1 protein-coding gene is annotated in these 16297 nt (G+C 73.1%); it reads right to left on the bottom strand.

What is annotated here, in order from left to right; translation table 11 throughout:
• Positions 1 to 15 precede the first annotated feature (15 nt).
• Positions 16 to 16287, bottom strand: coding sequence for a type I polyketide synthase (locus ABZ370_RS06810; RefSeq protein WP_358617478.1), 16272 nt, complete (start codon positions 16285 to 16287; stop codon positions 16 to 18).
• Between the last annotated feature and the right edge of the window lie 10 nt (positions 16288 to 16297).

Below are 16297 nucleotides of genomic sequence, written 5' to 3'. Positions count from 1 at the left end.
TCCAGTCGCTCCCTTTCAGGAGGAGCCGAGTTCGTCGTCGAGCAGGTCGAAGAGCTCATCGTCGGTCGCGGATTCGAGGTCGTTGTCGTCGGTGGCGCCGTCGGCGGCCGCGTCCTGCGCGTCGTTCCACTTCGCCAGCAGGGCCTGGAGGCGCATGGTGATCCTGGAGCGGGTGACGCTGTCGTCCGTCGCCCCCGCCAGGGCGGCTTCCAGCCGGTCGAGTTCGCCGAACACCGACGGGCCGCCGCCGTCCCCGTGCGGGAGTGCCGCGCGCAGCTGGTCGGCGAGGGCATCGGGCGTCGGATAGTCGAAGATCAGCGTGGCCGGGAGCCGGAGCCCGGTGGCCGCGCCGAGCCGGTTGCGGAGTTCGACGGCGGTGAGCGAGTCGAAGCCCAGGTCCTTGAAGGCCGCGGCCGGTTCGATCGCCGCCGCGCTGCCGTATCCGAGCACGGCGGCCACCTGGGCGCACACCAGGTTGATCAGGTGGCGGTCCCGTTCGGCCGCGGACATGCCCGCGAGCCGGGTGGCGAGGCTCGTCGCCTCGTCCGCCCCGCCGCCACCGGCAACGGCGCGCCGCACCGGAATACGGATCAGCCCGCGCAGCAGGGGCGCGACGCCGGTGGCCGACTGGGCGCGCAGGGCGGCGATGTCCAGGGCAGCGGGGATCAGCATCCCGTGTCCGGCGAGCCCGGCCACGTCGAACAGGGCCAGGCCCTCGGCGCCGCCGAGCGCGTTCATGCTGCCGCGGTTCATCCGCTGCCGGTCGGTGGTGGCGAGGGTGGCCGCCATGCCGTCCTCGTCGTCCCACAGGCCCCACGCGAGCGAGACGGCGGGCAGGCCCTGGCCGCGCCGGTGGTGGGCGAGGGCGTCGAGGAAGGTGTTGGCCGCCGCGTAGTTGCCCTGCCCCGGGTTGCCGAAGACACCGGCCGCCGAGGAGAACAGCACGAACTCGGCGAGGTCCAGGCCACGGGTCAGCTCGTGCAGGTTCCACGCCGCGTCGACCTTCGGCCGCAGCACCCGCGCGACGCGCTCCGGGGTGAGGGATTCGACCGTCCCGTCGTCGAGCACACCGGCCGCGTGGATCACGGCGGTGAGTGGGTGTTCGGCGGGGATGCCGTCCAGGACGGTGGCGAGCGCGTCGCGGTCGGCCGCGTCGCACGCCGCCCAGGTGACCTGGGCTCCGCATGCGCTCAGCTCGTCCGCGAGTTGGGCAGCGCCCGCAGCCTCGCCGCCACGACGGCTCGTCAGCAGCAGCCGTCGGGCCCCGCGCTCGGTCACCAGGTGGCGGGCCAGCAGCCCGCCCAGGGTGCCGGACGCGCCGGTGACCAGCACCGTTCCCGCCGGGTCGAGGCCGGGCACGGCCGCCTCGTCGAGGGCGGCGACGCGGGCCAGCCGGGGCGCGTACGCGGCCCCGGCGCGCACGGCGAACTGCGGCTCGTCGGAGCGCAGCGCGGACAGCAGCGCGGGGAGGGACGCGTCGGCTTCCGTGCCACTGTCCACATCGGCCAGTACGAACCGGCCCGGGTGCTCGGCCTGCGCCGACCGCACCAGACCCCAGAGCGCGGCGTGGGTGAGGTCGTCCACGCCCTCGGCGTCATCGTCCGCCGTCACGGCCACGGCGCCCCGGGTGAGCAGGAGCAGCCGGGATTCGGCGAACCGCTCGTCGGCGAGCCACTCCCGGACCAGGGCCAGCGCGCGCAGGGTCACGGTGTGCGTCGCGGCTGCGGTGTCCCCATCGGTGGTGAGGTCGGGCAGGCACGGTACGAGGACCACGTCCGGCGCGATCCCCTCGGCCGCCACCGCCTCGGCGAGCGCGGACAGGCCCGCGTAGGTGTCGGCCTCGATCCCGTTGTCGGCCAGCGCCGCCGTGATCTTCAGGTCGCCGCCGCCGGTGTTCTCCAGGACGGCCCACAGGGCGGTGTCGTCCCCTTCTTCGGACGTGGGCAGCGCGGCCCAGTCGACGCGGAACAGGGACTCGTGGTGGCGGGCGTTGCCCGCGGTGAACTGCCCGGGGTCGAGCGGCCGGAGCGCGAGCGAACCGACCGACACCACCGGGGCACCGGCCTCATCGGTGATCTCCAGCGCCACCGCGCCCTGCCCCGCCGGGGAAACCCGCACCCGCAGGGCCGCCGCGCCGACCGCGTGGAGCCGTACGGAGTCCCACGCGAACGGCAGCCGGGCCTGCCCGGCCTCCTCCGCCGCCCAGAACGCGCCGAGGCCCACCGCGTGCAGCGCGGCGTCCAGCAACGCGGGGTGCAGCCCGTACGCACGGGCCTCGCCCTGCTGCGCCTCGCCGAGCGCCACCTCGGCGAACACCTCGTCGCCACGCTGCCAGGCCGCCCGCAGCCCCTGGAACACCGGCCCGTAGCCGAGGCCGAGCGCGGCGTAGCCGTCGTAGAGGCCGTCGACATCGAGCGACTCGGCATCGGCCGGGGGCCACTGCGCCATGGCACTCGGCGTGGCACTCGGCGTGGCAGCGGCCGGGCCGTTGGCGGTGGCGAGCACACCGGCCGCGTGCCGGGTCCACGGCTCGTCGGCGGCGTCCTCGGGGCGCGAGTAGATGTGCAGCGCGCGCCGCCCCTCGGCGCCGTCGGGCTCGTCCACGGAGACCCGCAGCTGCACCGCGCCACGCTCGGGGAGGACGAGCGGCGCCTCAAGCGTCAGCTCGTCGACCTGGTCGCACCCCACCTGGTCACCGGCCCGGACCGCCAGCTCGACCAGGGCCGTCCCCGGCAGCAGCACGGTGTCCATGACGGCGTGATCGGCCAGCCAGGGGTGCGTACGGAGCGACAGTCGGCCCGTGAAGAGGAAGCCGTCGGAGTCGGGCAGGTCCACCGCCGCACCCAGCAGCGGGTGGTCGGCGGTACCGAGCCCGGCCGACGCCACGTCGCCCACGGCCCCGGCGGGGGCCTCCAGCCAGTAGCGCTCGCGCTGGAAGGCGTACGTGGGCAGCTCGGCGCGGCGCGCCCCGGTCCCGGCGAAGAACGCCTCCCAGTCGACGGTCACGCCACGGACGTACGCACGGGCGAGGGCGGTCGTCAGCGCCTCGGCCTCGGGGCGGTCCTTGCGGAGGGTGGGCGCGAAGGCGGCGTCGTCTTCGCCGGTCACGCAGTCCTGGGCCATGGCGGTGAGGACACCGTCGGGGCCGAGTTCGACGTAGGTGGTGACGCCTTGCGCTTCGAGGGTGCGGATGCCGTCGAGGAAGCGGACGGCTTCGCGGACGTGGCGCACCCAGAAGCCGGGGGACGCGATCTCCTCGGCGGAGACGACGTTCCCGGTGAGGTTGGAGACGATCGGGATGCGGGGGGCTTCGTAGGTCAGCCCCTGCGCGACCTCGCGGAACGCGTCCAGCATCCCGTCCATGCGCGGGGAGTGGAAGGCGTGGCTGACGGTGAGCCGCTTGGTCTTCCGACCCTGCGCCTCGAAGCCCGCCGCGATCTGTACGGCGGCGTCCTCGTCACCCGCGATGACCACGGAGGTGGGTCCGTTGAGGGCGGCGATGCTCACGCGGTCGGTCAGCAGGGGCAGTACCTCGTCCTCCGCCGCCTGGACTGCGACCATCGCGCCACCGGCCGGAAGCTCCTGCATCAGACAGCCACGGGCAGCCACCAACTTGGCAGCGTCCCCGAGGGAGAACACCCCCGCCACATGTGCGGCGGCGATCTCACCGATCGAATGACCGGACAGGAAGTCGGGGCGCAGACCCCACGTCTCGACCAGCCGGAACAGCGCCACCTCGACCGCGAACAGCGCGGGCTGGGTGAAGCCGGTCCGGTCCAGCGCCTCCGCGTCATCCCCGAACAACACCGACTTCAGCGGCTGCTCAAGGTGCGCGTCCAGCGCGTCGCACACCGTGTCCAACGCCTCCGCGAACACCGGATACGCCTCGTACAGCTCACGGCCCATACCCAGCCGCTGGCTCCCCTGCCCGGTGAACAGGAACGCCACCTTGCCACCATCGGCCACCGAGCCCTCGACCAGACCGGCGGCGGACTCGCCACGCGCCAGGGCGTCGAGTGCGGCGCGGTCCTCGCCGACCACCACCGCGCGGTGGTCCAGCGCGGCGCGCGTGGTGGCAAGGGAGTAGCCGAGGTCGCCCGGAGTGATCTCCGGGTGCTCGTCCAGGTGCGAACGAAGCCGCGCGGACTGGGCACGCAGCGCGTCGGCGGTCTTCGCCGACAGAACCCACGGCGTCACGCCAGGCGTCACGGCCGCCTCATGCGGCGCATCGTCCTCGACGACAACGGGCGCCTGCTCGATGATGGTGTGGGCGTTCGTCCCGCTGAATCCGAACGACGACACCGCCGCACGGCGCGGACGACCCGACTCCGGCCACGCCGCCGCCTCACCGAGCAGCGATACCGCACCCGCCGACCAGTCGATGTGCGGCGACGGCTCGTCCGCGTGCAGCGTCTGCGGCAGCACGCCGTGGCGCATCGCCATCACGATCTTGATGATGCCCGCGACACCGGCAGCGGCCTGTGTGTGTCCCATGTTCGACTTGATCGAGCCGAGCAGCAGGGGCTGGTCCTCGGGCCGGTCCTGGCCGTAGGTGGCGAGCAGCGCCTGCGCCTCGATCGGGTCGCCCAGCGACGTACCCGTGCCATGCGCCTCCACCGCGTCCACCTCGGCGGCCGACAGTCCGGCGTTCGCCAGAGCCTGCCGGATGACGCGCTGCTGGGAGGGCCCGTTCGGCGCCGTCAGACCATTCGACGCACCGTCCTGGTTGATCGCGCTGCCCCGCACCACCGCCAGCACCGGGTGACCGTTCTTCCGCGCGTCCGACAGCCGCTCCACCAGCAGCATGCCCGCGCCCTCGGACCACCCCGTGCCATCAGCGTCCGCCGAGAACGCCTTGCAGCGGCCATCCGCCGCAAGCCCGCGCTGACGGCTGAACTCCACGAACGGCGCCGGGGTCGCCATCACCGTCACACCACCGGCCAGCGCCAACGAGCACTCGCCATTCCGCAGCGCCTGCACCGCCAGATGCAACGCCACCAACGACGATGAACACGCCGTGTCCACCGTAATCGTCGGGCCCTCAAGCCCGAACGTGTACGCCAGCCGACCCGAAATCACACTCCCCGCGTTACCGGTGCCGACGAATCCCTCAACGCCCTCCGGAAGCGCCGGGAGCGAGGACGCGTAGTCGTGGTACATGACGCCCGCGAAGACACCGGTACGGCTGCCCCGCAGCACACCGGGGTCGATCCCCGCGCGCTCGAACGCCTCCCACGACGTCTCCAGCAGCAACCGCTGCTGCGGGTCCATGGCAAGGGCCTCGCGCGGCGAAATCCCGAAGAAGGCCGGGTCGAAGTGGCCCGCTTCCGCCACGAAGCCGCCCTCGCGGGAGTACGAGGTGCCCGGGTGATCCGGGTCCGGGTGGTAGAGCCCGTCCAGGTCCCAGCCACGGTCGGTCGGGAACTCGGAAATCGCGTCCCGGCCCTCCATGACCAGCCGCCACAGATCCTCCGGGGTCTCCACCCCACCGGGATAACGGCAGCCCAGACCCACGATCGCGATCGGCTCATCGTCCACCGCCGACACCACCACAGGACCGGCCACCGCAGCCGCCGTCCCGCCGAGCTCCGCGCGCAGGAACTCTGCCAGCACCACCGGCGTCGGGTAGTCGAAGACCAGCGTGGCGGGCAGCCGCAGCTCACTCGCCGCGCCCAGCGCGTTGCGCAGCTCAACCGCCGTCAGCGAGTCGAAGCCCAGCTCACGGAAGGAGCGGCCGGGTTCGACCGTCTCCGGACCGGCGTAGCCGAGCACCGCCGCCACGTTCGAGCGGACCAGGTCGAGCAGCAGGTCGAGCTGTCCGGCCTCGCCGAGCCCCGCCAGCCGCCGCACCAGCGCACCCGATGCGGCCGCGCCCTCCGCCGTACGCCGCGCAGGCGCACGTACGAGCCCACGGAGCAGCGACGGCAGCGCGCCGCTGCCCGCCTGCGCCCGGAGCGCGGCCATGTCCAGCGACATCGGTACGAGCACCGGCTCGCCGAAGCGGCCTGCGGCGTCGAACAGCTCCAGCCCCTCGGCGGCCGACAGCGCGGCGACGCCGCCCCGGCTCATCCGGGACACATCGGCGTCGTCCAAGGCGCCGGTCATCGCACTGGAGTCGGCCCACAGCCCCCAGGCGAGGGACGTACCGGCCAGGCCCCGCGCCCTACGGTGCTGCGCCAACGCGTCCAGGAAGGCATTCGCGGCGGCGTAGTTGCCCTGACCCGCGTTACCGAAGACACCGGCGGCGGACGAGAACACCACGAACGCCGACAGGTCCAGGTCTGCCGTCAGCTCGTGCAGATTCCACGCCGCGTCCACCTTGGGGCGCAACACGTGGTCGATGCGCTCCGGCGTCAACGATCCGATCACGCCGTCGTCCAGCACACCGGCCGTGTGCACGACGCCGGTCAGCGGATGCTCTGCGGGGACGGCGGCCAGGGTCGCCGCCAGGGCCTCCCGGTCCGCCACGTCGCAGGCCGCCCACCCCACCTTGGCGCCCAACTCGGCCAGTTCGTCGGCCAGTTCGGCCGCGCCCGGCGCCTGGTCGCCACGGCGGCTCACCAGCAGCAGCTGCCGTACGCCACGCTCCGCCACCAGATGCCGCGCCACTAGCCCGCCGAGCGTGCCACTCGCACCGGTCACCAGCACCGTGCCACCCTCGGCGCCGAACGCCGATACGGCATCCGCAGAGTCCGCGACCGCCCGCGCCAGACGCGGCACCCGCACCGTCCCGGCACGCAGCGCGAGCTGCGCCTCGCCCGAGGCGAGCGCGGCGGGCAGCGCCCGGAACGACGCGTCCTGACCGTCGACGTCGACGAGCACCAAACGGTCCGGGTTCTCCGACTCGGCAGAACGCACCAGGCCCCACACGGCGGCGTGGGCCAGGTCGGTCACCGGCTCGTCCGCACCGACGGCTACGGCATCCGACGTGAGGACGACGAGCTTGCTGTCCGCGAAGCGGTCGTCGGCCAGCCAGGTTTGGAGGAGGGTGAGAGTGCGGGTGGTGGCGTCGTGTGCGGCTTGAGTGGGGTCTTCCCCTAGCCCGCCCCTTCCCGAAACCATGGGCTCCGCCCCTGGACCCCGGTCCTCAAACGCCGGACGGGCTTGATTTGCCACACGTGGGCGTTCAAGTGCCGCAGCCAGCGACACCACTATGTACTCCGGAGACTCCGCGCCCCCGTCCACCGCAGCCGCCAGCGCGTCCAGATCCGCGTACGTGTCGAAACGCCGCCCGGTCACCGACGCCAAGTCCGGGGCATCAGACCCCAGCAGAGCCCAGTGACCCGCCGCGCCCGCGCCCGCCGCGTCCGCCAGCTCGGGCCAGTCCAGCCGGTACAGCGACTCCTGGCGCGCGCCCCGTGCACCACGGATCTGCTCGGCGGCCACCGGTCGCAGCACCAGCGAATCCACCGACAGCACGGCACGACCCGCACCATCGGCCACCGCCAACGACACCGCGTCCGCACCGGCAGCAGACAGCCGCACCCGCAGCACCGACGCACCCACCGCATGCAACGACACACCCGACCACGAGAACGGCAAGCGCGCACCGTCCTCGCCCTCGATCAGGCCACCCAGGCCCACCGCGTGCAGAGCCGAGTCCAGCAGCGCCGGATGCAGCCCAAACGCACCCGCCTCGGACCGCGCGTCCTCCGGCAACTCCAGCTCGGCGAACACCTCATCACCAAGCCGCCAGGCAGACGTCAGCCCCTGGAACACCGGCCCATACGCCAGCCCCAGACCCGCCATGCCCTCGTACAGACCCTCGACCTCAACCGGCGTCGCACCCGCCGGAGGCCACACCTCCAGGTCGAGCGCCCCGGACGACGCGCCCTCGGCCAACGCACCCGAGGCGTGGCGCACCCATGGCTCATCCTCAAGCCGCGAGTACACCTCGAACGAACGCCGCCCAGCACCGTCCGCCGCACCGACCGCCACCTGAAGCTGAACGCCACCCACCTCAGGAAGCACCAACGGCGCCTCCAACGTCAGCTCCTCCACCAGATCACAACCGACCTGATCGCCAGCGTGAACCGCCAGCTCGACAAAGGCCGTGCCCGGCAGCAACACCGAACCCATCACCACGTGATCCAGCAGCCACGGATGCGTCTGCACCGACAACCGCCCCGTCAGCAGCAGCCCATCACCACCCGCGAGCGGAACAGCGGCCCCCACCAGCGGATGATCCACCGTCGCCAGCCCCAGCCCGGCCGTACCGCCCAGCGCGGCGGCCGAGACCTGGGGCCAGTAGCGCGCGTACTGGAACGCGTACGTCGGCAGGTCGACGCGAACAGCGCCCGCACCGGCGTAGAAGGCCGCCCAGTCCACCGCCACGCCCCGCACATGCGCCCGCGCAACAGCCGACACCAACGTCTCGGCCTCGGGCCGGTCCTTGCGGCAGACGGACGCGAACACGGCGTCGTCGCCGGTCACACACTCCTGCGCCATGGCGGTGAGCACACCGTCCGGACCCAGCTCGACGTACGTCGTCACGCCCTGCGCTTCGAGCGTGCGGACACCATCGAGGAAGCGGACAGCCTCCCGGACGTGGCGCACCCAGAAGTCGGGGCTGGTGATCTCCTCGGCGGAGACGACGTTCCCGCTCAGGTTGGACACGATCGGGATGCGGGGGGCCTCGTACGACAGCCCCTGCGCCACCTCGCGGAACGCGTCCAGCATCCCGTCCATGCGCGGCGAGTGGAACGCGTGGCTGACGGTGAGCCGCTTGGTCTTCCGCCCCTGCGCCTCGAAACCAGCCGCGATCTCCAGAACCGCTTCCTCATCACCCGCGATGACCACCGACGACGGCCCGTTGAGGGCGGCGATGCTCACGCGCTCGTTGAGGAACGGCGCCACCTCGTCCTCCGACGCCTGCACCGCAACCATCGCGCCACCCGCCGGAAGCTCCTGCATCAGACGGCCACGCGCCGCCACCAACTTCGCGGCGTCGGCGAGCGAGAGCACGCCCGCCACATGCGCGGCGGCCAGCTCACCGATCGAATGCCCGGACAGAAAGTCCGGCCGCAGCCCCCACGCCTCGACCAGCCGGAACAACGCCACCTCAACCGCGAACAGCGCAGGCTGGGTGAAGCCGGTCCGGTCCAGCACCGAGGCGTCATCACCGAACAGGACGCCCTTCAAGGGCCGTTCAAGATGCGCATCCAGCGCATCGCACACCGCGTCCAGCGCCTCCGCGAACACCGGGTAGGCCTCGTACAGCTCACGCCCCATCCCCAGCCGCTGGCTCCCCTGCCCTGTGAACAGGAACGCCACCTTGCCGCCACCGGCCGCCGAGCCCTCAGCGAGCCCCGCAGCGCTGCGGCCCTCCGCCAGCGCCTCCAGACCGGCCAGCAGCCCGGCGCGGTCCTCGGCGACGACGGCCGCGCGGTGGTCGAAGCCGGACCGGCTGGTCGCGAGCGAATAGCCGAGGTCGGCGGGGCGCAGTTCGGGGTGGGCGTCGACGTGTGCGCGCAGCCGTGAGGCCTGCTCCCGCAGCGCGGCCGCGCTGCGGCCGGAGAGCACCCAGGGCAGCGCGGGCGCGGTGTCGGGCCCGGCGGGAGCCGTCTCCGCCTCGGCCGGGGCCTGCTCGATGATCGTGTGCACATTGGTGCCGCTGATGCCGAACGACGAGATGCCCGCCCGGCGCGGGCGGCCCGTCTCCGGCCACTCCCGGGCCTGCGTCAGCAGCGACACCGCGCCCGCCGACCAGTCGACGTGCGGGGACGACTCGTCCGCGTGCAGGGTCTGCGGCAGCACCCCGTGCCGCATGGCCAGCACCATCTTCATTACGCCCGCGACACCGGCCGCGGCCTGCGTGTGGCCCATGTTGGACTTGATGGAGCCGAGCAGCAGGGGCTGGTCCTCGGACCGGTCGCGGCCGTACGTGGCGAGCAGCGCCTGCGCCTCGATCGGGTCGCCCAGCGTCGTGCCCGTACCGTGCGCCTCGACCGCGTCGACATCGCCGGTCGACAGCCCCGCACCGGCCAGCGCCTGCCGGATGACACGCTGCTGCGACGGGCCGTTCGGCGCCGTCAGACCGTTCGACGCACCGTCCTGGTTGACGGAGCTGCCGCGTACGACTGCCAGCACGGGGTGGCCGTTGCGTCGGGCGTCCGACAGCCGCTCGACGAGCAGCATGCCCGCGCCCTCGGCCCAGCCCGTGCCGTCCGCGTCGGCCGAGAACGCCTTGCAGCGGCCGTCGGCGGACAGGCCGCCCTGGCGGCTGAAGCCGATGAAGGTGGCCGGAGTGGCCATCACGGTGACACCACCGGCCAGCGCCAGCGAGCACTCCCCCGCCCGCAGGGCCTGCATGGCCCAGTGCAGGGCGACGAGCGACGACGAGCAGGCCGTGTCCACCGTCACCGCCGGGCCCTCCAGGCCCAGGGCGTACGCGACCCGGCCGGAGGCGATGGAACCGGTGCTGCCGGAGCCGATCGCGCCCTCGCCACCGGCGTCGGGTGACTGCTCCACGAGCGTGGCGTAGTCGTGGTACATGACGCCCGCGAACACGCCGGTCCGGCTGCCGCGCAGGGTCGTCGGGTCGATGCCCGCGCGCTCGAACGCCTCCCACGACGTCTCCAGCAGCAGCCGCTGCTGCGGGTCGGTGGCGACGGCCTCGCGCGGCGAGATGCCGAAGAAAGTGGGGTCGAAGTCGGCGGCGTGGTGGAGGAAGCCGCCCTCGCGGGTGTACGAGGTGCCCGGGTGCTCGGGGTCCGGGTGATAGAGCCCGTCCAGGTCCCAGCCACGGTCGACGGGGAAGCCGGAGATGGCGTCCTGGCCGGAGGCCAGCAGCTGCCACAGCTCCTCGGGGGTACGCACTCCGCCCGGGAAGCGGCAGCTCATGGCGACGATGGCGATCGGCTCATCGTCGACCGCGCCCGCCGTTGACGCCGGGACGGCCAACTGTGCGCGCGTGCCCGCCAGTTCGTCCCGAAGGTGTTCGGCCAGAACGAGGGAGGTCGGGTAGTCGAAGACCAGGGTAGCGGGGAGCCGCATCCCGGTGGCCGCGTTCACGCGGTTGCGCAGCTCGACGGCGGTCAGCGAGTCGAAGCCCAGGTCACGGAAGGCGCGATCGGGGTCCACGGACTCGGCGGAGCCGTAGCCCAGGACGGCGGCGACCTGCGTACGGACCAGGTCGAGCAGCAGGTCGAGCTGTCCGGCCTCGCCCAGCCCGGCCAGCCGCCGCACCAGCGCGTCCGACCCGGCGGCCGAGCCTTCCGCCGTACGACGCGCGGGCACCCGCACCAGCCCGCGCATCAGCGGCGCCACCACACCCGACGACGCGGCCTCGGCCCGCAGCGCCGCCAGATCCAGCCGCACCGGTACGAGCAACGCCTCGCCCGCGCCGCGCGCCGCGTCGAACAGCTCAAGGCCCTCGGCGGTCGACAGCGCGGCGACGCCGCCCCGGCTCATCCGGGACACATCGGCGTCGTCCAAGGCGCCGGTCATCCCGCTGGCATCGGCCCACAGCCCCCAGGCGAGGGACGTACCGGCCAGACCCCGCGCCCTGCGGTGCTGCGCCAACGCGTCCACGTAGGCATTGGCGGCGGCGTAGTTGCCCTGACCCGCGCCGCCGAAGACGCCCGAGGCGGACGAGAACAGGACGAACGCCGAGAGGTCCAGGTCTGCCGTCAGCTCGTGCAGATTCCAGGCCGCGTCCACCTTGGGGCGCAGGACGTGGTCGATACGCTCCGGCGTCAGCGAGCCGATCACGCCGTCGTCCAGCACACCGGCGGTGTGGATGACGGCCGTCAGCGGATGCTCAGCGGGAACGGTGGCCAAGGTCGAGGCCAGCGCATCCCGATCCGCCACATCACATGCGGCCCACCGCACCTCGGCGCCCAGCTCGGCCAGCTCCGCGCCGAGTTCCCCAGCACCAGGGGCCTGGTCGCCACGGCGGCTCACCAGCAGCAGCTGCCGTACGCCGCGCTCCGCCACCAGGTGCCGCGCCAGCAGCCCGCCCAGCGTGCCGCTCGCACCGGTGACCAGCACCGTGCCCTCGGCGTCGAAGTCTGGCACCTGCTCGGTGTCCACCACGGCCCGTGCCAGACGCGGCGCCCGCAGCCCGCCCTCTCGCACCGCCACCTGCGGCTCACCCGACGCCAGCGCGCTCGGCACCGCCGTACGCGCATCAGCCGCGCCATCTACGTCGACCAGTACGAACCGGCCCGGGTTCTCCGACTCGGCGGACCGCACCAGACCCCACACGGCGGCGTGGGCCAGGTCGGTCACCGGATCGTCCGTACCGGCGGCTACGGCACCCGAGGTCAGCAGGACCAGCCGCGCGTTCGCGAAACGGTCATCGGCCAGCCAGGACTGGAGGAGGTGGAGGGCCTGGGTCGTGGCGTGATGTGCGGCTTCGGCGGGCGAGGGGTTATCCCCCACCCCGCCCCTTCCCGAAACAATGGGCTCCGCCCCTTGACCCCGGTCCTCAATCGCCGGACGGGCTTGATTTGCCAGGGACACCACTACGTATTCCGGCAGCGCCGTTCCGGCGTCGGCGGCAGCAGCCAGCGCCTCCAAATCCGCGTACGTGTCGAACCGCTGCGCCAGGCCATGAACATCGGACCCGAGCAGCACGCACTTCCCCGCCGCGCCCGCGCCCGACACCTCGGTCCAGTCGAGCCGGTACAGCGACTCCTGGCGCGCGCCCCGTGCGCCACGGATCTGCTCGGCGGCCACCGGGCGCAGCACCAGCGAATCCACCGACAGCACGGCACGACCCGCGCCATCGGCCACCGCCAGCGCCACCGCGTCCGCGCCCACGGCCGACAGCCGCACCCGCAGCACCGACGCACCCACCGCGTGCAGCGACACACCGGACCACGTGAACGGCAACCGGGCGCCCTCGCCCTCGATCAGACCGCCCAGGCCCACCGCGTGCAGCGCCGAGTCCAGCAGCGCCGGGTGCAGACCGAACGACCCCGCCTCGGACCGCGCGTCCTCCGGCAGCTCCAGCTCGGCGAACACCTCATCGCCCAGCCGCCACGCAGACTTCAGCCCCTGGAACACCGGCCCATACGTCAGCCCGGCGTCGGCCAGCCCCTCGTACAGGCCCTCGACCTCGACCGGGGTCGCGCCCTCCGGGGGCCATACGCCCAGGTCGAAGGAGGCGGAAGACGACGCCCCCGAGCCCAGCACACCCGAGGCGTGCCGCTCCCACACCTCGTCCACGGCCGCGTCCTCGGACCGCGAGTACACCGTCAGCGAACGCCGCCCCGACGCGTCGGGCGCGCCCACCGACAGCTGGAGCTGTACCCCGCCCGCCTCGGGAAGCACCAACGGCGCCTCCAGGGTCAGCTCCTCCAGCAGATCGCATCCGACCTGGTCACCGGCGCGCACGGCCAGTTCCACGAACGCGGTCCCCGGCAGCAGCACCGAACCGGCCACCGTGTGGTCCGCCAGCCATGGGTGGGTCTCCAGGGCGAGGCGGCCGGTGTAGAGGAAGCCGTCGGTGTCGGCGAGCGCCACGGCGGCACCCAGCAGGGGGTGGTCGGCGGCGCCGAGTCCGGCGGACGCCACGTCGCCCATCGGGTATCCGGCGTCCAGCCAGTACGTTTCGCGCTGGAAGGCGTACAGCGGAAGGTCGGCGCGCGTGGTGTCCGTACCGGCGAACACCGCGTTCCAGTCCGGGGAGACACCACGTACGTGCGTCTGCGCGAGGGCGGTGGCCAGGCTGCGGACCTCCGGGCGGCCGGTGCGCAGCGCGGGGACAAGGGTGGCGTCGTCACGGGTCAGGCAGTCCTGTGCCATGGCGGTGAGGACGCCGTCCGGGCCCAGTTCCACGAACGTCGTGACGTTACGGTCCTCCAGCACGCGCACGCCGTCGAGGAAGCGCACGGCCTCGCGGACGTGGCGCACCCAGAAGTCGGCGGTCGTGATCTCGTCGGCGGAGACCACGGCACCGGTCAGGTTGGACACGATCGGGATCTTCGGCGCCTCGTACGTCAGCCCCTGCGCGACCTCGCGGAACGCGTCGAGCATCCCGTCCATGCGCGGCGAGTGGAAAGCGTGGCTGACGGTGAGCCGCTTGGTCTTACGGCCCTCCGCCTCGAAACCGGAAGCGATCTGCAGGGCCGCGTCCTCGTCGCCCGCGATGACCACGGACGTCGGGCCATTCACGGCGGCGATCGAGACACCCTCGGTGAGCAGCGGCGTCACCTCGTCCTCCGACGCCTGCACCGCAACCATCGCGCCACCGGTCGGAAGCTCCTGCATCAGACGCCCACGCGCCGCCACCAACCGGCAGGCATCGGCCAGCGACAGCACACCCGCCACATGCGCGGCGGCCAGCTCGCCGATCGAGTGGCCGGAGAGGAAGTCGGGCCGCAGCCCCCACGCCTCGACGAGACGGAACAGCGCCACCTCGACCGCGAACAGCGCGGGCTGCGTGAAGCCGGTCCGGTCCAGCACCGAGGCATCATCACCGAACAGGGCGCCCTTCAGCGGCCGTTCGAGATGCTGATCCAGCTCGGCGCACACCGCGTCCAGCGCCTGCGCGAACACCGGGTAGGCCTCGTACAGCTCGCGCCCCATCCCGAGCCGCTGGCTGCCCTGACCCGTGAACAGGAACGCCACCTTGCCGCCCGCCACCTTGCCGTCGAACAGCCCGGGCGTGGGCTCCTCGCGGGTCAGCGCGTCGAGGGCCCGGACCAGGCCGTCGCGGTCGTCGGCGACGATCGCCGCCCGGTGGTCGAAGGCCGCCCGGCCGGTGGCCAGCGAGAACGCGGCGTCGGCGAGCGGGAGTCCGGGGTTGGCGTCCAGGTGGGCGCGGAGTTTCGCGGCCTGGTCGCGCAGCGCGGTCCGGGACTTGGCCGCGACGGTCCACAGCGGCAGCGCGGCGGCGGGGGCAGCAGGCTCGGCGGCGGGCTGCGACTCCTCGGTGGCGGCGGCCGGGTCGGGCGCCTGCTCCAGGATGGTGTGCGCGTTGGTGCCGCTGATGCCGAACGAGGACACGGCGGCGCGGCGCGGCTGTCCGGTGTCGGGCCAGGCGCGGGTCTCGGTGAGCAGCGAGACGGCCCCGGCCGTCCAGTCGACGTTGGGGGTGGGCTGGTCGACGTGGAGGGTCTGCGGGAGGACCCCGTGGCGCATCGCCATGACCATCTTGATGATGCCCGCGACACCGGCGGCGGCCTGGGTGTGGCCGATGTTGGACTTGATGGAGCCCAGCCACAGCGGCTGCTCGTCGGTGTGGTTGCGCCCGTAGGTGGCGAGCAGCGCCTGCGCCTCGATGGGGTCGCCCAGCGTCGTCCCCGTGCCGTGCGCCTCGACCACGTCGATCTGCCCGGCGGTGAGCCGGGCGCCGGACAGGGCCTGGCGGATGACGCGCTGCTGGGAGGGGCCGTTGGGGGCGGTGAGACCGCTGCTGGCGCCGTCCTGGTTGATGGCGGAGCCGCGTACGAGGCCCAGCACCTGGTGGCCGTTGGCGCGGGCGTCGGACAGCCGCTCCAGCAGCAGCATGCCCGCGCCCTCGCCCCAGCCGGTGCCGTCGGCGGCGCCCGCGAACGACTTGCAGCGGCCGTCCTGGGCCAGCCCGTTCTGACGGCTGAACTCGGAGAACGTGCCGGGGGTGGCCATGACGGTGACGCCGCCGGCCAGGGCGAGCGAGCACTCGCCCCGGCGCAGCGCCTGCGCGGCGAAGTGCAGGGCGACCAGGGAGGAGGAGCAGGCCGTGTCGATGGTGACGGCCGGGCCCTCCAGGCCGAAGGTGTACGCGACGCGGCCGGAGGCGATGGAACCGGAGCTGCCGTTGCCGAGGAAGGCCTCGACGTCCTCGGGCGCGGAGAACAGCCGGGACGCGTAGTCGTGGTACATGACGCCCGCGAACACGCCGGTCGGGCTGCCCTGGAGCGTCGTCGGATCGATGCCCGCGCGCTCGAACACCTCCCAGGAGGTCTCCAGCAGCAGCCGCTGCTGCGGGTCCATCGCGAGGGCCTCGCGCGGCGAGATGCCGAAGAACGCCGGGTCGAACTCGGCGGCGTCGTGCAGGAAGCCGCCCTCGCGGACGTACGGCTCCTGGCCGCTGTCCGGCTCGGGATCGAAGAGGATGTCGGTGCCCCAGCCGCGGTCGGTGGGGTACGGCGAGGCCGCGTCACCGCCGCGGGCCACGAGGTCCCACAGCTGCTCGGGCGTACGGACACCACCCGGGTAGCGGCAGCTCATCGCCACGATGGCGAGGGGCTCCTGCTCGCGCTCCTCGACCTCGCGCAGCCGCCGCCGCGCCTCGCGCAGGTCGGTGGTGGCCCGCTTGAGGTAGTCGAGGTACTTCTCTTCGTTCGCCGTCGCCATTACGCCGTCT

The sequence above is a fragment of the Streptomyces sp. NPDC005962 genome (assembly GCF_040629205.1).
GTDB lineage: Bacteria > Actinomycetota > Actinomycetes > Streptomycetales > Streptomycetaceae > Streptomyces.
Note: the sequence above shows the minus strand (reverse complement) of the source record. Positions and strands in the feature narration are given on the sequence as shown.